General features: G+C 61.9%; 17 protein-coding genes and 1 pseudogene. 7 read left to right on the top strand and 11 right to left on the bottom strand.

Annotated features, from left to right (window positions below; genetic code table 11):
* The 6 genes and pseudogenes from ACWI6D_RS06965 to ACWI6D_RS06990 form a co-directional block, all read left to right on the top strand.
* Window positions 1-571: hypothetical protein (locus ACWI6D_RS06965; protein WP_449134158.1), on the top strand; the 571-nt coding region annotated here is incomplete at its 5' end.
* A 371-nt stretch (window positions 572-942) separates the two neighbouring features.
* On the top strand, window positions 943-1,680 hold the full coding sequence (locus ACWI6D_RS06970) for an EamA family transporter (protein ID WP_449134159.1): 738 nt from the start codon (window positions 943-945) through the stop codon (window positions 1,678-1,680).
* A gap of 101 nt (window positions 1,681-1,781) precedes the next feature.
* A complete protein-coding gene (locus ACWI6D_RS06975; RefSeq protein ID WP_449134160.1) occupies window positions 1,782-2,603 on the top strand; it encodes a creatininase in 822 nt (273 codons plus the stop codon).
* A gap of 172 nt (window positions 2,604-2,775) precedes the next feature.
* A pseudogene (locus tag ACWI6D_RS06980) lies at window positions 2,776-3,381 on the top strand (MFS transporter); the annotation flags it as partial.
* A 68-nt stretch (window positions 3,382-3,449) separates the two neighbouring features.
* Complete coding sequence (locus tag ACWI6D_RS06985) at window positions 3,450-4,094, top strand: MFS transporter (RefSeq protein ID WP_449134161.1); 645 nt, start codon at window positions 3,450-3,452, stop codon at window positions 4,092-4,094.
* A gap of 132 nt (window positions 4,095-4,226) precedes the next feature.
* Window positions 4,227-5,513 carry a putative ABC transporter permease gene (locus ACWI6D_RS06990; protein WP_449134162.1) on the top strand — a complete coding sequence of 429 codons (1,287 nt, stop codon included), beginning with the start codon at window positions 4,227-4,229 and terminating at the stop codon, window positions 5,511-5,513.
* A gap of 157 nt (window positions 5,514-5,670) precedes the next feature.
* Here the strand turns inward: ACWI6D_RS06990 and ACWI6D_RS06995 are convergent, their stop codons facing one another.
* The 11 genes from ACWI6D_RS06995 to ACWI6D_RS07045 all read right to left on the bottom strand — a co-directional run bounded on the left by ACWI6D_RS06995 (window position 5,671) and on the right by ACWI6D_RS07045 (window position 18,775).
* On the bottom strand, window positions 5,671-6,681 hold the full coding sequence (locus ACWI6D_RS06995) for a TIGR03915 family putative DNA repair protein (protein WP_449134163.1): 1,011 nt from the start codon (window positions 6,679-6,681) through the stop codon (window positions 5,671-5,673).
* Entirely contained in the window at window positions 6,678-8,222 is a 1,545-nt protein-coding gene (locus ACWI6D_RS07000; protein WP_449134164.1) for a putative DNA modification/repair radical SAM protein, read from the bottom strand. The genes ACWI6D_RS06995 and ACWI6D_RS07000 overlap by 4 nt, the downstream gene beginning before the upstream one ends.
* A 167-nt stretch (window positions 8,223-8,389) precedes the next feature.
* The gene (locus ACWI6D_RS07005; RefSeq protein ID WP_449134165.1) at window positions 8,390-9,346 is read right to left on the bottom strand and encodes a radical SAM protein; all 957 of its coding nucleotides are present in this window, start codon (window positions 9,344-9,346) and stop codon (window positions 8,390-8,392) included.
* A gap of 129 nt (window positions 9,347-9,475) precedes the next feature.
* Window positions 9,476-10,453: an NAD(P)-binding domain-containing protein gene (locus tag ACWI6D_RS07010; RefSeq protein ID WP_302718868.1), complete on the bottom strand. Its 978-nt coding sequence runs from the start codon at window positions 10,451-10,453 to the stop codon at window positions 9,476-9,478.
* Window positions 10,454-10,457: 4 nt separating this feature from the next.
* On the bottom strand, window positions 10,458-11,393 hold the full coding sequence (locus ACWI6D_RS07015) for a DegV family protein (protein WP_129424238.1): 936 nt from the start codon (window positions 11,391-11,393) through the stop codon (window positions 10,458-10,460).
* A 58-nt stretch (window positions 11,394-11,451) separates the two neighbouring features.
* Window positions 11,452-12,354, bottom strand: coding sequence for a DegV family protein (locus ACWI6D_RS07020; RefSeq protein ID WP_449134166.1), 903 nt, complete (start codon window positions 12,352-12,354; stop codon window positions 11,452-11,454).
* A 52-nt stretch (window positions 12,355-12,406) separates the two neighbouring features.
* The gene (locus ACWI6D_RS07025) at window positions 12,407-13,864 is read right to left on the bottom strand and encodes a nicotinate phosphoribosyltransferase (protein WP_449134167.1); all 1,458 of its coding nucleotides are present in this window, start codon (window positions 13,862-13,864) and stop codon (window positions 12,407-12,409) included.
* Between the two features lie 54 nt (window positions 13,865-13,918).
* A complete protein-coding gene (ricT, locus tag ACWI6D_RS07030) occupies window positions 13,919-15,526 on the bottom strand; it encodes a regulatory iron-sulfur-containing complex subunit RicT (RefSeq protein WP_449134168.1) in 1,608 nt (535 codons plus the stop codon).
* A gap of 14 nt (window positions 15,527-15,540) precedes the next feature.
* On the bottom strand, window positions 15,541-16,716 hold the full coding sequence (locus ACWI6D_RS07035) for a DNA polymerase III subunit (RefSeq protein WP_288284856.1): 1,176 nt from the start codon (window positions 16,714-16,716) through the stop codon (window positions 15,541-15,543).
* Between the two features lie 6 nt (window positions 16,717-16,722).
* A complete protein-coding gene (gene tmk / locus ACWI6D_RS07040; protein WP_449134169.1) occupies window positions 16,723-17,616 on the bottom strand; it encodes a dTMP kinase in 894 nt (297 codons plus the stop codon).
* Window positions 17,617-17,620: 4 nt separating this feature from the next.
* Window positions 17,621-18,775, bottom strand: coding sequence for an NAD(P)-dependent malic enzyme (locus tag ACWI6D_RS07045; protein WP_449134170.1), 1,155 nt, complete (start codon window positions 18,773-18,775; stop codon window positions 17,621-17,623).
* 384 nt (window positions 18,776-19,159) lie between these two features.
* On the opposite strand from ACWI6D_RS07045, the gene ACWI6D_RS07050 reads away from it, so the two are divergent.
* The gene (locus ACWI6D_RS07050) at window positions 19,160-20,110 is read left to right on the top strand and encodes a fumarate hydratase (RefSeq protein WP_449134171.1); all 951 of its coding nucleotides are present in this window, start codon (window positions 19,160-19,162) and stop codon (window positions 20,108-20,110) included.
* Window positions 20,111-20,320 lie beyond the last annotated feature (210 nt).

Consider the following 20,320-nt stretch of genomic DNA (forward strand, 5'->3'; position numbering starts at 1 on the left):
GTGGGACGCCGCCGACCTCATGCGCATGGGCAAGGACATCTTCATCCAGCACGGCCTGACCACCAACCGCACCGCCATGGAGTGGTTCCAGCGCTACTATCCCGAGTACCGCATCCATGCCATGAACTTCCCGGGCGACCCGTACCCGATTCACATCGACGCTACCTTCGTGCCGCTGCGCCCGGGCCTGATCATCAACAACCCGCACCGTCATCCTGCCGAGGGCCAGAAGGATATCTTCGAGGCCAACGATTGGCAGATCGTCGACGCCGCTCAGCCTGCTCATGACGAGCCGCCCGCGCTGTGCTACAGCTCCGTGTGGCTGTCCATGAACTGCCTGGTGCTCGATCCCTCCACGGTCATCGTTGAGGCTTCCGAGGTCCACGAGCAGGAGCAGATGGACCAGCTCGGCATGAACGTCATCCCCGTCGACCTGCGCGACGCCTATCCGTTCGGCGGCGGCCTGCACTGCTCCACGGCTGACGTTTACCGCGAGGGCGAGTGCCTCGACTACTTCCCGAACCGCGTCAAGGACTGCACGCTCATCCATCCGGAGATGTGGGAGGACTAGGCTATCTGCCTAAAATTGCCGCGTAGCGGTTGCCGCAGCCAAGGCGGCAACCGCTTTCCCAAACAAGCTTCACATCCGAGCGCCCGGGAGAGGCGGTCCCCCCGCGCATAGGGACAACTCCTTATTCCTCTTCCGGGCTTCGAGCCACACAGAGTTCTGACCACCTCATACTTGGATAAATATCGCAGACATATGCTATCTTCCAGTATTTCTCTTTCTTTTTATACAATCTGCCTTATATATTTGTCAGCAAGCACATAGATGCTATAAGGGGTTTGTGCGTTGCTGTGCGCTTGTTCGGCAAGTGAGGCCGACAATTAAGGGGACAGCAATGAAGCCAACAAGCTAAGTACAAGCTCATTGGCTTCATCATGATGTTCTGCTCATCCTCGTTGATGGGCGGCATCGGAGCTTTCGCTCGTTTTATCGACGCACCTGGTGACTTTATCTCGTTCTGGCGAAATTTCGCGGGCCTGATTGCCCTGTCGATCATCTTCTTGTTCATTGGGGGATTCAAGAAGCTGAAGATGACGAGATTTTCCGGCACCATGTTGCTATCTGGTATCTTCCTTGAACTGCTTTCCGGCCTGTACTGCCTCTCGACGCAGTACACCACGCTCGCAAATGCCTCGTTCTTGATTTACACCGGTCCTATTTATTCGACCATTCTTGCTGCGATTTTCCTCAAAGAGAAAATCAACTTCAAAGGTATTTGCTGCATCATCGCCGTAGTTATCGCATTCTACCTGCTGACGTTCGCGACGAAGCGCCTGAAGGCTGGCGAACTTGCCGCTATCTCCTATCAGGAAACCATCATGGCTTCCCTGTTGGGCCTAATCATGTTCGGCGAAGTTATGACGACCTTCCAGCTTATCGGCGGTGCGCTGATCATCATCGGCGGTGTTGCCCAGATCTTCTTCTCCACGAAGGCCGCTAACGAAAACGCTGACAATGCTGAAGCGGGCGCCGCGGTCCCCGCGCAAGTCGGAGCAGGCGGAGCAGGCTTCATCGATCCGACCCCGGACGGAATGGATCCCAAGCTTGAGGCCATGGCCGAAGCTGCACAGGAAGCCGCTGACGACTACGACAGCAAGCATCCCAAGGAATAAGCGCTCTAGCTCCTGTATTCACATGAAAGGCATGCCGTTTCGGCGGCATGCCCCTATACCGGCCGGCTGCACCGCTGGCCAGTTGAAGGGAGGGACTCCCCATGAAACCTACTGTCTACATGGAAGAGATGGACGCCTTCACGTATCGTGACAAACTCGCAGGCGATTCCGTATTCTTCATCCCCGTCGGCGCACTTGAGCAGCACGGTTCGCACATGGCCATGTGTGTTGACGCGGCGCTCACCAAAACCATGGCCGGCGAAACCGCTAAAGCGCTTGAGGCCGCAACCGGGGGAAAGGTCAACGGCATTGTGACCGCCCTTATCAACTACGGCTTCCGCTCGCAGCAGCGCAGCGACGGTGGTTTCCACCTGACGGGAACCACCAACCTGCGTGGGACGACGCTCATTGCGCTTGCCCACGACATCGCGCTGAGCCTTATCAGACAAGGCGCACGCAAGATTGTGCTGATGAACGGCCATTACGAGAGCTACCAGTTCGCATTTGAGGGGATGCAGCTGGCTCTCGAAGACGCTCGCGCCGAAGGCATCAACGACGCGAAGATCCAGCTGCTTTCCTACTGGGACTTCGTCGATGACGCCACCATCGAGCAACTGCATCCTGACGGATTCACTGGCTGGGACCTTGAGCACGCAGGCGTTATGGAAACGTCTTTGATGCTGCTGTTCTTCCCTGAGCTGGTTGATATGGACCGCATGGACCCCGAGCTGTATACGGGGCTTCCCGCAACGCTGCCCAACTACGATGTGCTGCCGATCATCCCCTCGTACACGCCGCCTTCAGGCTGCCTGTCGCACCCGGGCGAAAGCTCCCGCGAAAAGGGCGTCATCCTGCGCGACACCGCTGTTGCGAACATGGTCGAAGCAATCAAGCGTGAATTCGCCTGGTCGTATATCCGTTAAGGCATGGGCGGCGCCGAGCTTTTGCTGGCGCCGCCTGTTTCATATCGTACGGCTTTTTGCCGCCTGAATCTTAAAGGAGGTTTCCGTGTTTCGACTTTTTGAATCGTTCTGCATTGCCAAACAATCGGTCAACTCCTTAGGAGATTTTCACGAACCTAGATAGGAGCTCATCATGAGTGCCATCAGTACCGACATTCCTTGCTCGGGCGTAGAAGAAAAGAAAGTCCCGCTCAAGGTTGCGCTTTCTTCGTTCCTCGGCAACTTCATCGAGTGGTTCGATTACGCCACGTACACCTATTTCGCCATTACCATTGGCATGGTGTTCTTCCCGGACTCGGCGGTCGACTCCACGCTCATGGCGTTTTGCGTGTTCGCCCTTTCGTTCATTTTCCGCCCTTTGGGCGCATCGTTTTGGGGAACCATGGGCGACAAGAAGGGCCGCAAATGGTCACTTTCCGTTTCGATTCTGTGCATGACCGGGGCAGCGTTTTTGATTGGTTGCTTGCCGACGTATGAAACCATCGGCATCTTATCGCCCATCCTGCTGCTGGCGCTTCGCAGCATCCAGGGCTTCAGCGCTGCTGGCGAATATTCCGGAGCCGCCGTGTTCCTGGCCGAATATGCCCCCGCAAACCATCGCGGCAAGTGCTGCTCGCTGGTTGCCGCCTCTACCGCCATGGGCTTATTCGCCGGCTCCACCGCCGCGCTGATCATCAAAATGGCCATGCCCGAAGTAGACGTCATTGCATGGGGTTGGCGCATCCCGTTCTTGCTGGCAGGCCCCTGGGCATCGCGTTCCACTTCTACATCAAGAAGCGCGTTGACGACTCGCCGGTGTACGAGGAGATGGAAGAGGAAAAGGCCGAAGCCTCTCATCCCACCAGGCTCGTTTTCACGAAGTACCGCAAGCGCCTGCTCTCGAGCATTGCCGCTACCATGGTCAATTCCGTTGGTTTCTACCTGGTACTTACCTACCTCCCCACGTATCTGACGCAGTACGCCGGCGTAAACGCAGCCGACGCTCAGCTTGCCACTGACGTAGCGTTGCTTGCATACATTCTTATCGTGCTTGCAGCAGGCAAGATTTCCGACCATGTTGGACGCCGGCGCATGATGCTCGGCGCGTGCATTGCATTCATCCTGCTAAGCATTCCCGGCTTCATGATGCTCAACACCGCATCTCTGCCCATTATCATCATAGCCCAGCTGATGCTGTGCATCACGCTGTCTATCAACGACTCGAATATCGCCTGCTATCAAGCGGAGATGTTCCCCACGGAAGTTCGCTACACGGGTGCAGCACTGGGTTCGAACATTGCCTACGTGCTATTCGGCGGAACTGCTTCGATGGTGGCAACGGCGCTCATCGACTTCACGGGCAATGGCATGGCTCCTGCCTATTACATGATGGCCATTTGCTTGGTTGCCGGCATCAACCTATGGTTCACCGCTCACGACTACAATGGTATCGAGCTGCACGATATCAAGTAGGCCACGTTCAATGCACCGTAACGCAACTGGCACGGTGCTGAAGACGTAAACCGCGATATACTGGAACCGACCATTATGGTTGCCGCCGAGTTTTGGCGGCAACCATTATTTTTGCAGCACAAGGAGCATCTTATGGGCAAGCCCGAACAGAACAACGAGACGACGCGCCCCGCGCAAGCAACCGGGTCTGCCTCAACCACAGCAACCGAGCCAAGCAACCAGCAAAAGGTGAGGAAGCGTTACCGCACCGACCGTCACTCCATCGACCGCAAACGCTTGCCTTTGCCGTTCAAGGTGTTCGGCGTTTTGTGCTTGGTTGCGGGCGCCGCATCCGCCGCTCTTATGACGCTGACCATTGTGCTTATGGCCATTGCCGTTGTTGGCGGAGAGTACGACCTGGGCGCCTCCACGGCAACGCTCACCATCTTCATCATCAACCTTATTCTTTACCTTATCCTTGCCGTGCTGTTCGCGGTGTTCGGCATCAGGCTGCTGCGCAACAAGCGCAAACATGCCGCGCAAGGTACCGAAGCGATGATCTTCCTGCTAGCCGGCGACATCATCTGCAGCATTATGCTCAACGGCCTGGGAGCAAACGTCATCCCCGACGCCGTTATCGCTGTGTTCCTCATTGTCATGCAGTCCTATCTTGACCCGGCGCTTGCTGGCGAGCGTGACCTGCAGCGCAAACTGCGCGATATGGAAACGCGCGAGCAAGCAGAAGAGGGCACGCTGGGTCTTGATCCAACGGGCAAAGGCTACATCACGCTGAACTTCTTCAACCTGTTCTGGATCTTCGTCGTCTGCAGCATTTTGGGCCTGGTCATCGAAACCGTCTATCACATGCTGGTGGTTGAGCCAGGCGTGTACCAAGATCGCGCAGGCTTGCTGTTCGGCCCGTTCTCGCCCATCTACGGCGTTGGTGCCATGTTGATGACCATGGCGTTGAACCGCTTCCATAAGGCACCGTTTTTGGTGGTGTTTCTGGTCAGCGCCGTTATCGGCGGCGCATTCGAGTTTGCCGTCAGTTGGTTCATGCAGTTCGCATTCGGCATTGTAGCTTGGGACTACACGGGCACCTTCCTTTCTATCGACGGACGCACGAACGGCATGTTCATGGCCATGTGGGGCGTGCTGGGCGTCTTCTGGATCAAACTATGCCTTCCCTGGATGCTGAAGCTAGTCAATCAAATTCCTTGGAATTGGCGCTACACGCTCACCTCCATTTGCGCCGTCATCATGATTGTTGACTGTTGCATGACGCTGATGTCCCTTGACCGCTGGTACCAGCGCGAAGCCGGCATTGCGCCCGACAACGCCATCTCCCAGTTCATCGACGACCATTTCGACAACCAGTACATGGCCGAACGGTTCCAAAGCATGTCCATCGACCCGGGCAACGCTACGCGTACTTTGTAGAGCTTCCCCTCATCGCGTCCTGCGCGCCTTGTAGGCACCTCACAGCGAAGCCTACTAGCACCAGATTCTAATTTCGCTTATCTTGTCATGCGATTTTTAGACCGTTGGCCGTTGCCTGTCGTTGATGCGACTGCCTCGACGACAGGCAACTATGGAATCACCGCTGCAGCGTTTTCGCATCTGCAACGATATCGGTAAGCGATTCGCAGCGTCCAAGTAATGCCGCGGAATCAAGCAATGCTTTGCTATCGAGCGATTCACCCTCACCAAATAACTGGTTGCAACAACCCATAGATGAGCATTCCTGCCCTTTCGGCAATTCGCCTTCTTCAGTTTCAGACAGCTCATCCCGCACTTCCAAGATGTTTCTCCAAAAGCGCTTGGGCATGAAATGCCTGCGCAACTCCGGGTGATACCGAGCCGGAATAGCTACGGCATCATAAAAGCCTTTCCAAGCAGCCTGCATGGTTGCTTCATCCTGGGCATGCAGCGGAAGATGCACGTCTCCTGTTTGCGCAAGATACCACCCCTTGCCATCGTAAATTCCTGCCACGTTATGCACCTCGTCGTAAAGCACGAAGCGCTGCGTGTTGAACCTGCCGGCAAACCAATCCATCAGAAGCGGCACCACATTCGCTTTTGGATTACAGCGCGCGAACCATACGTCGTTCTCGAAGTGCTCGAACCGAATAAATTGCTGCATGAGGTGCCGTTCGTTCATAACCGAGCGACTAAGTTTCGCAATAGGGCCGGCAATAGGATGCGCCAAGTCTTGCACAAGCTTTCGGTTCTGCGCTGCAGGGCGCGCCATCACGTATCTGATGAAGCGCCAAACCGCCATGCCCGCCGACGAATCGTCCGACAGCGACGCATGGAGCACCGCTTCCCACGCCTGCCGCCCTACGCGCTTGCACACTCCAACCTGCACGCGATGCGCCAAGGCGTCATCAGTGGCGATAACGCGCACGCTCTGCCCCAACCGCGGCTGCAGCGCGCCTTCACGGAATATATCCTGCGGCTGCTCGTGAAACGCATACGTTTTAAACACTGCCGTAAGCAAGCCTTCCGTGCTTCCGTCATACACATAGGCAACGTTTTCAAGCGGCTCAACCACTACGTTTGGCTCGTGCGATGCTTCCAACATTCCACCGTCGGCTTGATACGTCATGCTGGCACCTTTTCGCGGCCCTGCAAAGCGTTCTGCCAGCCAAAGACGCCATCGGCTATTGCGGCTACCGACTGGCCAGCATCCAGGCGTTTCCCGCCCAAGCCACTTGGGCTCCGCGGACTCCGCGACACGCCATTCCACCCCGCCCCGCTTTCGCACACAAACGCCTTTTGCTTCGGCAGCGCCGCAACGCCGCCGTTGTCGCCACGGCCAATGGACGCTCTGCCAACGCCCTCATCGAACAGGCTGAGCTGCCCAGGAAGCACTTTGCCCGACCGTGCACCATGTTTCCCGCCATCGATAGGACTTGCAAGTTGCGCATGCAGCGCTTCCGGGCTAAATTCAACCCCGCGCCCCTGGTACTTCCCATTGCACGTGATGAAATACCGGGCACGCTTGAACGCAATGCCTAGTTTGCGCAGCTCCTGCTCTCGCAAGCACGTTGTCCGACGCGCTTTCACGATCAAACGCGCACCGCGAGGGCCGATTCCCGGCACGCGCAGCAACACCTCAAGCGGCGCCGTGTTGACTTCCACGGGAAACGAATCCAAATGATTCAGCGCCCAAGCCGCTTTCGGATCAACATCTTCTTCCAAGTTCGGCGCATTGGCGCTGATGATTTCCGAGACATCGAACTTGTAAAACCGCAGCAGCCAATCGGCCTGGTACAACCGGTGTTCGCGATTCAGCTGCACGCCCGCATTCTGCGGCAAGCGCGCATCGGCGCTGACCGGCAAATACGCGCTGAAAAACACGCGCTTCAGTTCCAGCGTTTTATAGAGCGCCTGCGACAGGTTCAGGATTTGGTAATCCGTTTCCGGCGTGGCACCGATAATCATCTGCGTCGACTGCCCGGCAGGCACGAAAGCGCGCCGCCGTTCCTTCGGCCTGGTAGATGGCAGATACGTTGTTTTGCGCCGCGTCAACCCGCGTGTTTCACGGTCTTGCGCCATGTTGTCGCGAATTTGACGCATGGGCTGGATGATGCGCTGCTTGTTCTTCTGCGGGCACAACAGCTGCAAGCTCTTTTGGCTGGGAAGCTCCAAATTCACGCTCATGCGGTCGGCCAAATGGCCCAGTTCGTCCACAAGTTCGGGCGAGGTTCCGGGAACGGCTTTCGCATGGATATAGCCCCTGAACTTGTGCTCTTCACGCAGCAGACGCAGCGTGCGAATCATCAATTCCGTTGTGTAATCAGGGTTGCGGATAACCCCGGAGCTTAAGAACAGCCCTTCAATATAATTGCGCCGGTAAAACCCGATGGTCAGATCGGCCAATTCTTCAGGCGTAAACGCCGCACGTGGAACCTCGTTGCTGCAGCGGTTCACGCAGTACGCGCAATCGTATACGCACACGTTGGTCATGAGCACTTTCAGCAACGTGATGCAACGGCCGTCGGGTGTAAAACTATGGCAGCAACCAGCGCCCATGGCGTTGCCCAGCTCGCCTTTCTTCGAACCGCGCGATACGCCCGATGAGGTGCAGGCAACGTCGTATTTTGCCGCATCGGCAAGTATGGTGAGCTTCTCCAATACGTCCACGACGCCCCCTTCAACAAACATCTGTACGAAATTGTGTAAGCTTCACTTTATACGTACAACCGTTCGTTGTCAAGAACATTTGTTTCAGCTTTGGAAGCTCGCAAACCAGCCATCTTAAACGCAAACGGGGCCGCGCAACCGCGCGACCCCGCACCTTCGGCATCCCTTTACTGCACGCCCGTCAAATCGAATGCCGGGATGAAGCTTTCTTTCGCCGCACCGCCCTGCTGCCAGAAATAGTCTTCGATGCCCAGCGAATCTGCGTAGTCGAGCAACTCCTCATATTCACTATCGGGAACCCGTTTCGCCAGTTCAGGGCATCGTTTCAGCTGCCCTTGCGCCCACGCATCACCCGTAGCCGCCGCATCGGCAAGCACCGGCGTGTACTGGTTCATCAACGACAGCAGCACGCTTGTGCCGTAGCGTTCCCACATCGTGCGCACCACGCGTTTCGAATCCTCAAGCGCACCCGGCAGCATCAGATGCCGCACCACCACGCCACGCGTCAATCGCGGCGCACCGTCAACCTCGTCGCCTTCGGGCAAACCCGCACACCGCACCATTTCATCAAGCGCCGCCAAGGCAACCTCGGGATAATCCGGCGCCGAAGAATACCGTTTTGCCAGGTCAGACGACATGTACTTCAAATCGGTCAGATACACGTCAACCGTGCCCACGTTGTCTCGCACCGCCTGCGCCGTCTCATACCCCGACGTGTTCCACACAACGGGCAGTGCAAGTCCCCGCTGCCGCGCCAACGCAACTGCCGCACGTGCCTGCGGTGCGTAATGCGTAGGCGTCACGAAGTTGATGTTGAGCGCGCCTTGCCCCTGCAGGTTCAAACACATGTCGGCCACCCGCTCAACCGACACCTCGACACCCGCCTGACCTGCAGCGATAACCTGGTTCTGGCAATAGATGCAACGCAGCGGGCAATGCGAGAAGAAAATGGTGCCGCTGCCGCGCTGCCCGCTAATTGGCGGCTCCTCCCACATATGCAGCGCCGCGCGCGCAACCATCAAGCCCCCGTCGGCACCGCACACGCCGCGCTGCCCCGCCGCTCGGTTAGCCCCGCATGCACGCGGGCACAACGTGCAAGCAGCCAATTCACGATTGAAATCCACCAGCTCCAGCCCCTTCGCAATCCTCATAAATAGCGAAGGACCCGAAGCGCACGCAAGGCCAACCTGCCCCTGCAATGCGCTGCGAGTCCCCGCAACACCGCTGAACCGCGCCTTGTCGGCGCGCGACGCTTAGTTAAAACCCGGGTATGCCCCCGTCATGCCGTCGTCGTCGATGAAGCCGGCATCGCCGAAATCGTCGCCGTAATCGGCGTCGTCATCGTCGTCGTGGTCGTGATGGTGGTCGCCATAGGCCTGCTCGGCGCGGGACCAGTCAAGCCCCTCGTTCGCGCACGCCTCCTCTTCGCGATACACCAGCGAAAGCGCTGCCGGCGCCTTGTCCGAGCCGCCGATGATGGCCAAAAGCTCCAGCAGGCGCTGGGCCGCTTCGGCCTGCGGCAGGATCAAATCGGCATCGTCTGCCGTGGTCAACGCTGCCGTGATCTCGGCCATGAACATCTCGACCGTGTACGTGCCGTCGAAGCGGCCGTCGTTCACCGCCGCAAGAAGCTCGTCACCGGCAGGCGTCAGCGCGCCGGCGCGCGCGCCCGCAATCTCGCCCATGTCCGAAGACGTGCGCACCGCGTGGTACAGCGCATCGGCCTCGATGGCCGCGATAAGGTGCGAAACCGCCTGCAGGCTGTACGCCGCGCGCGCCAGCTGGGCCGAGCCCGGGCCGCCCGCGTCGGTGACCGAACCCACCAGCAGATCAAGCACCTCGCGCGCACGCTCGATGCAGTCCTCTTCGCCGCCCACGAAGCACGCCAGGTTCTCACGCGCGGCGAACGCGTCGGGCACGGACACGTCCTGCACCACCAGCGGCGCTTCCACGGCCACCAGGTCGTCAACACACGCCATGGCGTTCAGCTCGCGCGCGAACGTGGGCGTGGTGCACGACAGGTCCACGATAAGCGTACCTTTGCGCGCGCCCTGCACGATGCCGTTGTCGCCGAAATACGCGTCCTCAAGCGCTGTCTGCACCGTGAAGTACGTGATAACGGCGTCGGCGGCGCCCGCATCGGTCACGCGATGCCAGCCAGCAGCGCACAAACGGTCGGACACCATGTTGCCTACCGTGGGATGACCTGCGTAAACAAAAGCCTTCGTCATGGCTTTAACCCTCTTTCTTGATTTTGCGGGCAATGCGGTCGGCTACCGAAAGGTCCTCGCGCTTGTCCCCTCCCCAAAACACGACGGCCAGCATGCCCGGGCCGACGTGGCTTCCGATAACCGGCCCGATGCTGCTTTCCAAAAACAGCAGGTTGTCGTCGGTTTTCGCCAACAGCTCCTTTAAACGCGCCGCGTCTTTCGGGCAGTCGGCGTTGCCGATGACCACGCAGCGGCCCGGCGCATGGTCGGCCATGCGCTTCTCGCAGTACTCCGCAAGCTGCTTGATGCCCTTCTTGCGGCCGCGCGCCACGCCCGTCAGCGCCAGCTTGCCGTCGATGCTAATGTTGAGCAGCGGCTTCACGTCAAGCTTCGCACCCGCGTACGCCACGGAATTCGGGATGCGCCCGCCGCGGTGCAGCGACTCCAGGTCGTCCACCATGAACTCGGCGTCCACGAAATAACGCGCCTCTTCGGCCCATGCGGCCAGCTCGCGCGCCGTCATGCCGTTATCGCGCTGCTTGAGCGCCTCGTACACCAGCAGCGCCTCGGCAACGGAAGCCAGGCAGGTGTCCACCACGTGCAGCTCGGCGTCGGGATGTTCGGCCAGAAGCTGGTCGCGCACGATAAGCGCCGTGTTGTAGCTGCCCGAAAGGCCGCTGGTGAAGCTGAGGTACACCGTGGGCACGCCGGATTCGATAGCTTGGCCGAACACCTCTTGGAACTTCGTGATGGGCACCTGCGCCGTGGAGGGCTGCGAACCCGCGCGCATGCCTTCGTAGAACTCGTGCGGCGTGATGGAACGGTAGAAGTCGTCGCAATGGTCGCCCTTCTCGTCGATGTAGGGGAACTCCAACAGCCAAACGCCTTCGCGGTCGACCACTTCATACGGCAGGTCGCAGCACGAATCGATAATCAGATTGCATTTCGGACGCGCGTCCATGCATCTCCTTTCGCCGAAAAGCCCGCGCGGCGCGGGCTTTGCTTTTTCACCTAGGATTTTACGAAGCGCAGACCAAGCCTGCAGCGGGTTTCGTCAACTTTCCCGAAATAGCGCGGGCGCACTCGTAGGCGATGCCGATTGCCGGGCCAACGTGCAGGCCCACCACCGGGCTTACGGGCAGCACCTTCACGCTGCGGCCGAGCATGGGCTCGATAACCTCGTGTGCCCATTTCACCGCCGGCGTTTTGTCGCCGATGTAGTGCACCACGATGTCGCGCAGGCCATGCTCTTCGATGTCGGCCTTCAACGCCGCTACGATCTTGTCGAGCGCCTTTTTGCGCGTGCGCACCTTCGCGAACGTCACGGGCGTGCCGTCGCACACGGTAAGCACCGGGGCAAGCTGGATAAGGTTGCCCAGAAGCGCCGCCGCGCCGCCGATGCGCCCGCCCTTCTGCAAAAACGTGAGCGTTTCGGGCGTAAACAGAAAACGCGTGCGGCCGATGGCGTCAACGGCCGCCTGCGCAACGCCGTGCAGGTCCTCGCCCGCATCGCGCGCCGCCACGGCCTCAAGCACGGGCAGCGCCTCGTCGAAGCCGCACGACGTGGAGTCGACAAGCTCCCACTTGAAGTCGATGTTGCGCGCGGCAACGGCGCGGATGGCTCGCAGCGCGCCGTCGTAGGCACCCGAAAGGCCCGTGGAAATGAAGATGCCGCACACCTCGTCGCCAGCGCGCGCCGCGTCCTCGAACACGTCTTCAAGCAGCTTTTGGGAAGGCTGGCTGGACGTGGGAATGTTGTCGATCATGTCGTAGATGTCGGCGTAGAACGCGTCTAAGTCCATGGTGGCGTCCTCGTATTCGACCCCGTCCCGGTTCACGTACAGCGTGACAACCTGGATATCAAGCTCGCGGGCCATCTCCTGCGTGATCGACGAAACGGAATCGGTGATGATTCTAATCATGTGCTCCCCTATCGATGAGCGCGTTGCGCCCCTACCAACCTTGACCTCAACACTACGCGATGCCGCGCAGCTTGCCAACAAGCGCACGGCGGCGCTCACAAAGACCATATTCCAATCCCACCGGATACGTGTGCGGGTTCAGCATGCGCTTCTGGCTTTCGTCCAGGCTGGCCAAACCCTCTCGGCAGCGCCGCTGCGCTTCCATGGCGCTACGATGCGCCTGGTCAAGGACCACTTCGCCATTGCGCGCCAGCGGGGAAAGCAGCGTTTCGAACCGCTTGCCTGACAGGTTTTTCTGCCGCAGGCTGTCAAGCGGGTCGACGATGACCTCGCGCTCTCCCACGCCCGCGTTCACGTCGAGCACCATGTCGCCGGCAATGTGGCCGTCGTCGTGGTAGTAGCGCCGCACGTCAAGCACGCCCGGCACGGTCAGCTTCGCCGCCGATTCGCTGATTTTCAGCCGGTCGGTCCACTCGGTTTGCCCCGGAGCGCGCGTGGCCGACAGCTTGTACACGCCGCCAAGCGTAGGCTGGTCGAACGCGCACGCAAGCTTTGTGCCCACGCCCCAGCTGGTCACAGGCGCGCCTTCGTCCAAAATGGACTGGATGGTGTATTCGTCCAGGTCGTTGGACAGCACAATGCCGCAATCGGCAAGTCCCGCCGCGTCGAGCATGCGCCGCGCCATCTTCGCCAGCCACGCCAAGTCGCCCGAATCGATGCGGATGCCGGCCAAACGCTGCCCGCGCTGGCGCATTTCAAGGCCCACGGTGATGGCGTTTTCGATGCCCTGCTCCACGTTGTACGTGTCCACCAGCAGCACGCAGTTGTGCGGGAATTCCTGCGCGTAGGCGCGGAACGCCGACAGCTCGTCGGGAAACGACATCACCCACGAATGCGCGTGCGTGCCCGACACCGGCAGCCCGTAGCGCTTGCCCGCCAGCACGTTCGACGTGGAAGCGCAGCCGCCCACCACGGCGGCGCGGCTTGCCCACATGCCGCCGCCGGCGCCCTGAGCGCGACGCAAGCCGAACTCGGCCACGGGCGCCCCATGGGCCGCCAAGCACACGCGCGCGGCTTTCGTGGCGATAAGCGTTTCGAAGTTCACGCAGTTCAGCAGCGCCGTTTCGATAAGCTGGCAATCCATGATGGGGCCCATGACGCGCACAAGCGGCTCGTGCGGGAACACGATGGTGCCCTCGGCGGGCGCGTCGATGTCTACGCGCAGCCGAAACGTGCGCAGGTACTCCAAAAACTCCGGCCGGAACAGCTTGCCGCCGCCGGGCGCGTCAAGGCTTGCCAGGTAGTCCACGTCGTCTTGCGTGAAAGCGAAGTCGTCGATAAGCTCGGCCAACTGATCGAAACCGCAGGCCACGGCATACCCCCCGCGGAACGGATAATCGCGGAAGTACGCGTGGAAGCACGCCTGCGTGGCGCCCTGCCCCGTTTCCCAATAGCCCTGCGCCATGGTCAGCTGATACAAGTCGGTCAGCAGCTCGTATTCGTTTCTCACGTTGTTGCACGCCTCCTTGCGCGAAGCGCCCCGACGATGCGGGGCGCGGAATTGCTAGTTACCGTTTTGCGGCGGCTGGGCGCCCTCGCCGGTGCCGGCGGCCTTGTGGCTGCGACGACGCGCGCGGCGATGCTGCCCGGACGCAGCGCCGGATTGCTGCGGCTGGTCGGAGCGCGCATGCCGAGGACCGGCCTGCCCTTCAGGGCGGTTTTGCGAAAGCGCCGAGGACTTCTGCCCCGGACGCACGCGCGGTTTGCCCTGCTCGGCGGGCTTGCGCTGCTGCTTGGCCTGCTGCTTTTCGCCGCCCTTACCGCCGCGTTCGCGCTGCTCAGAGCCACGCTGACCCTTCTGCGGCTGCTCGGGCTTACCACCGGATTGCCCGCGGCGCTTCGAAGGCTGCATGCCACGACGCTTGGCCTGGCCGTCTTTGCTCTTCGGTGCGCCTTGCGCCTGCTTGCCCTCAGCTGCGCGCTCGGGCGCAGCGGACTGCTGGTCGCGCGCTACCTGGCGCTCGGCCGCTTCGGCAGCGCCGCCCGTCACCTTCGTGGAGCGGCGGCGACGCGGCTTGCGCGTAGGCGCCGCCTGTGCCGTTTCCTGCTCGGATGCACGCTCGCGTTCTTTACCGCGACCGCGGTTGCGACGGCTCGAACCCTTGCCCGCGCGCTCCGTTTCTTGCTTCTGGTCGCGCTTCTTGCCGCCGGGCACGTGGCGCACGCTGGTACGGTCGGCCAGCTGGTCTTTGCCGGAAAGCTGCGGGGTGGCAAGCGAGGCCGCCGCGCCGAACACGTCTGCAGTCTGCGCGCTGTTCGCGCGCTCCCACGCGTCGCAGCCAACGCACTTCGGGCGGGCGCCTTCCTCTGCCGGCTCGAAATCGGCAAGCGGCACGCGCACGGGTTTTTCACCCTCGACGCGCAGCGAAACCACTTCGCGCGGCACGTCCAGGTCGACCACTTTCGCCGGGCCATCGGGCGTTTCAACCTGCGCGTTCTTCTTGGGCGCGCGGCTTTTGAAATCCTTGTACGCGTCGTATTCGTAGCGCAGGCAGCACATAAGGCGCCCGCACACGCCGGAGATCTTCTGCGGGTTCAGCGACAGGTCCTGCTCTTTCGCCATGCGGATGGACACGGGGCAGAATTCGCCGCCTAAGCGCTTGCAGCACAGCTCCTGTCCGCAATGGCCCAGGCCGCCCACCATGCGCGCCTCGTCGCGCACGCCGATCTGGCGCATGTCCACGCGCACGTGCAGGCGGCTGGAAAGCGTGCGCACCAGCTCGCGGAAGTCCACGCGGTTTTCCGACTCGAAGTAGAACACGGCCTTGTCGCCATCGAACAGGTATTCCACCGATACCGGGCGCATTTCCTCGGACGCCTTTGCCGCCAGTTCCTTAAACACCGGCAGCGCTTCGGCGGCTTTCTCCTCAAGCTCGGCAGCGCGGGCGCGGTCGGCGTCGTCGGCCACGCGAACAACGGGCTTCAGCGGGCTTTTCAGCTTCTTCACCTGCTCGGGCGTAGCCTCGAAAGCGTTGTCGGACACGTGCCCGAACTCCGTGCCGCGCGCCGTTTCGACAACCACGTCGTCGCCGGCGGAAATCTCAAGCTCGCCCGCGTCGAACCACAACGTTTTGGGGTTGTAGGGCAAATTGACAGGCGCTATGCGAACCATGGCGCTCCTTCTTTCTATCGTCGATACGCCCGCGGCGCCGCATCCGGCATGCCGCGACCGTACAGTATGTCGCGAATCTCGAACAGCATCGCGTCGATGCACGTTTCAGGAGATACATTATACGAGATGGCGGCGTCGCAGCGGCGCACAGCGGCGATTGCCGCGGCCGCGCGGGGCGGCGTGGTTGCCGCGGCGGCCGCCTCGATGGCCTCGCGCGCATCGTCGTTGACCACCGTGTCGGGCGCGCCGGAGGCAACTACCATGACGTCGCGCAGCCACGAGCGCGCGATGCCAGCCAGTTGACGCAGCGACTCAAGCGTTTTCGCCGTGATCTGCCGCTTGTTGCGCGCCTCGATCTGGCGAATGGCCGACTTCGCCAAAAAGTCCGCGTTTTCCGCCAGCTCCGCTTCCTGCTCGGCACGCACGTCATCCAGCGGCAGTTTCACGCGAACCACCAGGTCAGCGGCGAATCCGATGATGTCCCAATCGTCGGCGCGGGCAAGCAGCGACAAAATTTCCAGCACGCGGGCGCGAAATTGCAAGCGCTCGTTCGACTTCAGGAACTCCACGGCGCGCGTAAGCGACCCGTCGCACGCCTGCAGCGCCACGCGGGCCTGCTGCGCCGACGCGCCGGAGTTCTGCACCACAATGCCCGCCGCCTCCGACACCGGAATGGTGCGAAACGGCACCACCTGACAGCGCGATACGATGGTGGGCAGCACGCTTTCGCGCGTGCGCGCAAGCAGAATGAGCACCACATCGGCCGGCGGTTCCTCAAGCGTTTTCAGAAACGCGTTTGCTGCCTGCGTGCCCAATAGGTCCACGCGATCAAGGATGTAGACCTTGCGCTGCGCCTGAATGGGGGCAAGCGACGTGTCGGCCACGATGGAGCGCACCTGCTCCACCAGATAGCCCGCCGCGCCTTCGGGGGCGAAAAAGCGCACGTCAGGGTGCTTGCGGCGCAAAATGCGGCTGCACGCGTCGCACGCCCCGCACATGCCGCCGCGCGGGCCTTTCGGCCCCTTTGGGCACATGATGCCCTGCGCGAACGCGTACGCCGCCACCGTTTTGTTCGACCCCGCCGGGCCGCAGAACAAATACGCGTGGCTTACGCGCCCCGACGACACGGTGGCGCGCAGGAAATCGCGCACGTAGGGCTGCCCCAGTATGTTCTCGAACGCATCGGCCATGGGCGCCTACTGCTCTTTCGGCGCGGCGGGCGCCGGCGTGGGGCGCGTATCGTCGCGATAGTCCACACGTCCCTCGTGGGCGCGCTGCACGTCCAGGCGCTCGAAGTAGGCCTCGTTTTGGCGCACGAATTCGCCCATCCACGGAAACAGGTCTGCCAGCTGGGCAAACACCTGCACTGCCGTATGCGATTTGCGGCCGGACGACTGCACCAGGCGCACGCGCTTCGGGTCGCGGCGCGCAATATCCAGAAACGCCGCGTTCACGCGAGCGTGGAAGTCCTCGCCGGCGCGCTCCATGCGGTCGGCACCCGCGCGGCGCGTGGCGCGCGCAAGGCCGTCGGCCGTGCTGCCGCCGGACACCAGCAAAATGGTGCAATCGGGCACCAGGCCCTGGCAGGCGAACGCGTTCGCCGCGTCCACAAACGCGCGGTCAAGCCCGCGGCCATAGCCTTGATAAGCCACGGTGGAGTCGGTGAAGCGGTCGCACAGCACCACGGCGCCGCGCGAAAGCGCCGGCGCGATCACTTCGCTGACCAGCTGTGCGCGAGCCGCCTCGTAGATGAGCAGCTCGGACGCGTCGCACATATTCACGTTTTTCGGGCTGAGCACCACGCCGCGCAGCTGCTCGCCCACGTCGGTGCCGCCCGGCTCGCGCAGGCACACGACCTCGCGGCCCATGGCGGAAAGCGCGTTGGCCAGAAAGCGGATGTGCGTGGTCTTGCCCGCCCCGTCGCCGCCTTCGAACGTGACGAACACGCCGCGCTCGGGCGCTTCGGGCGCACCTGCCGGGACGCCAGCCTGAGCAGGCGCAACAGGCGAAGCGCCCGCGGGCGCGACCTGCCTGGGGTCGCGCATCGTGGGCACTTCGCTGACGATGCCGGTGTTGTGAATCTGGGTCACGGCGCTATTCCTGCACGGCGCCGGCCACGGCCGCCGCCACCACTTCCACAGCGCGCGGGTCGAACGGCTCGGGCATGATGAAGTCTTCGCTGAGCTCGTCGTCGGACACCAACGCGGCCAGCGCCTCGGCGGCGGCAAGCTTCATCTGCTTCGTGATGCGCGTGGCGCGCGCTTCAAGGGCGCCCTTGAAAATGCCGGGGAACGCCACCACGTTGTTGATCTGGTTCGGGAAGTCCGAGCGGCCCGTGCCCACCACGCGCGCGCCGGCCTCGCGAGCCACGTCGGGGAAAATCTCGGGTGTGGGATTGGCCATGGCGAACAGGATGGCGTCATCGTTCATGGACTTCACCATGTCGGCAGACACGATGCCGGGGGCCGACACGCCCACGAAGATGTCGGCGCCGCGCATGGCGTCGGCCAGGCTGCCCTGCTCGTCGTTGAGGTTCGTGGTGGCAAGCATGGCGCGCTGAGCTTCGTTGATGCCCTCGGAACGCGAGTTGATGATGCCGCACTTGTCGCACAGGATAAGGTTGCGGAAGCCATAGTTCAGCAGCAGCTTCGCAATGGCGATGCCAGCCGAGCCGGCGCCGTTGACCACCACGCGGCAGTCTTCCTTCTTCTTGCCCGTCAGGCGCAGCGCGTTGATGACGCCGGACAGCACCACGATGGCCGTGCCGTGCTGGTCGTCGTGGAACACCGGGATGTCCAGCTCGTCGATAAGCCGGCGCTCGATCTCGAAGCAGCGCGGGGCCGAGATGTCTTCCAGGTTGATGCCGCCGAAGCTGGGGGCGATGCGCTTGACCGTTTCCACGATCTCGTCGACGTCCTGTGTGTCCAGGCACAGCGGCACGGCGTTCACGCCGCCGAACGCCTTGAACAGCGCGCACTTGCCCTCCATGACGGGCATGGCCGCGGCCGGGCCGATGTTGCCCAGGCCCAGCACGGCCGAGCCGTCGGATACGACGGCAACGGTGTTGGCCTTCATGGTGTACTTGTAGGCGTCCTCAGGGTTCGCGGCGATCTTGCAGCACGGCTCGGCGACGCCGGGCGTGTAGGCCAGCGCCAGGTCCTCGCGCGTTTCGATCTTCATCTTCGGGACGGTATCCAGCTTGCCCTGCCATTGCTCGTGCAGACGCAGCGATTCCTGTGCGATGTCCATGCTTCGTGCGCATCCTTCCGTGTTCGCGGCGCGGCGCCGCTTGACGTGTCGTGTTTCGCGGCCGTTTTCGGCAGCGAATTTTTCCCTGTTGAATTATACCCCTTCGCCCCAGGCGCCCCCACCGCTGCGCCCGCTCTCCCCGAAATACACCCATCGGGTGTGTTTCGCCTGATGGTAAAGGACAGTCCAGCTGAGGAGGGGGGGCAACAGCCTGCTTCGTCTTCTCCCGAAGCAGGTCAACATCGAGGAGCGCAGCCGGCACAAACAGCGAAGAGGTTCGAAGACAAGCCCGCTCTTCGGATTTCTCGACATGATTCATGCCGCAGGCCCCGCTAGGCAACAACTTGGCGCACAATATGAGCAGCATTCAAGGAAAGGAACATCGTGGAAGACGAGAAACTGAACGGGGTTGCGGGCGCGCTTTCGGCCGATGCGGTTGCCGGCGCCGTATATGCCGCCGTGCGCCATTGCGCCACGCACCTGCGCCCCGACGTGCTGGCCGCCATGCAGGCCGCGCGCGCCGACGAAACCCAAGCCCGCGCGCTGTCCGTGCTGGACTGCCTGCTGGAAAACGCCCATATCGGGCAGGCCGACGGCGTGCCCATCTGCCAAGACACCGGCACATGCTGGGTGCGCCTGGAAATCGGCGAGGAGTTAAGCGTTCCCGGCAACATCTTGTCGCGCGTCAACGACGCCGTGGCCCGCGCCTACACCGACGGCCGGCTGCGCATGAGCGTGTTGGCCGATGCGCTGCTTGACCGCACGAACACCGGCGACAACACGCCCGCCTTCGCCGAAGTGGCTTTCCGCCCCGGCCGCGGCGCCACGCTGCACGTGCTGCTGAAAGGCGGCGGCTCGGACAACGCCAGCCGCGTGGTCATGCTTGCCCCCGGCGCCGGTTGGGAAGGCGTGCGCCAGGTCGTGCTCGATTGCGTGCACGAGAAAGCCGCCAACGCCTGCCCGCCGCTTATCGTGGGCGTGGGCGTAGGCGCCACGTTCGACAAGGTGGCTGGCCTGGCCAAACACGCGCTGCTGCGCGAAGTGGGCAGCCCCGCTGCAAGCCCGCAAGCCGCCGCGCGCGAAGCCGAGCTGCTTGCCGCCGTCAACGCCACGGGCATCGGTCCGGCTGCCCTTGGCGGCAACGCCACCGCACTTGCCGTGCACCTGGAAACCGCCCCGTGCCACATCGCCGCGCTGCCCGTTGCCGTGAACATGGGCTGCTCGGCCATGCGCTCAGCCTCTATCGACCTGGTGTCGTGGGAAACCGGCCTGCCCGTTGCCAACCCCACCGCAAACCTTGCGTACACCGCCGTTGAGAAAGGTGAGAACCGATGAGCAAGCAAGGAATCATCACCGAGTGCCCCCACTTGGCGCGAAGCGCGAAGCCCCTTGCCACCCACATTTCATACGCCCCCGCAAAGGAAGGAGCCGCGCGATGAGCGAAACCGCAAACGCCCCCGTGTGCCTGACGCTGCCGCTTAACAAGGTCGACCTGGCCAACCTTTCCGCAGGTCAGGAGGTGCGCCTTTCCGGCGATGCCTTCAC

It is taken from the genome of Senegalimassilia sp. (assembly GCF_977052095.1).

Coding starts and splice junctions, on each gene's coding strand:
- ACWI6D_RS06970 (WP_449134159.1), top strand. CDS start 943: ATGATGTTCTGCTCATCCTCGTTGATGGGCGGCATCGGAGCTTTCGCT.
- ACWI6D_RS06975 (WP_449134160.1), top strand. CDS start 1,782: ATGAAACCTACTGTCTACATGGAAGAGATGGACGCCTTCACGTATCGT.
- ACWI6D_RS06985 (WP_449134161.1), top strand. CDS start 3,450: ATGGAAGAGGAAAAGGCCGAAGCCTCTCATCCCACCAGGCTCGTTTTC.
- ACWI6D_RS06990 (WP_449134162.1), top strand. CDS start 4,227: ATGGGCAAGCCCGAACAGAACAACGAGACGACGCGCCCCGCGCAAGCA.
- ACWI6D_RS06995 (WP_449134163.1), bottom strand. CDS start 6,681: ATGACGTATCAAGCCGACGGTGGAATGTTGGAAGCATCGCACGAGCCA.
- ACWI6D_RS07010 (WP_302718868.1), bottom strand. CDS start 10,453: ATGACGAAGGCTTTTGTTTACGCAGGTCATCCCACGGTAGGCAACATG.
- ACWI6D_RS07015 (WP_129424238.1), bottom strand. CDS start 11,393: ATGGACGCGCGTCCGAAATGCAATCTGATTATCGATTCGTGCTGCGAC.
- ACWI6D_RS07020 (WP_449134166.1), bottom strand. CDS start 12,354: ATGATTAGAATCATCACCGATTCCGTTTCGTCGATCACGCAGGAGATG.
- ricT (WP_449134168.1), bottom strand. CDS start 15,526: ATGGTTCGCATAGCGCCTGTCAATTTGCCCTACAACCCCAAAACGTTG.
- ACWI6D_RS07035 (WP_288284856.1), bottom strand. CDS start 16,716: ATGGCCGATGCGTTCGAGAACATACTGGGGCAGCCCTACGTGCGCGAT.
- ACWI6D_RS07045 (WP_449134170.1), bottom strand. CDS start 18,775: ATGGACATCGCACAGGAATCGCTGCGTCTGCACGAGCAATGGCAGGGC.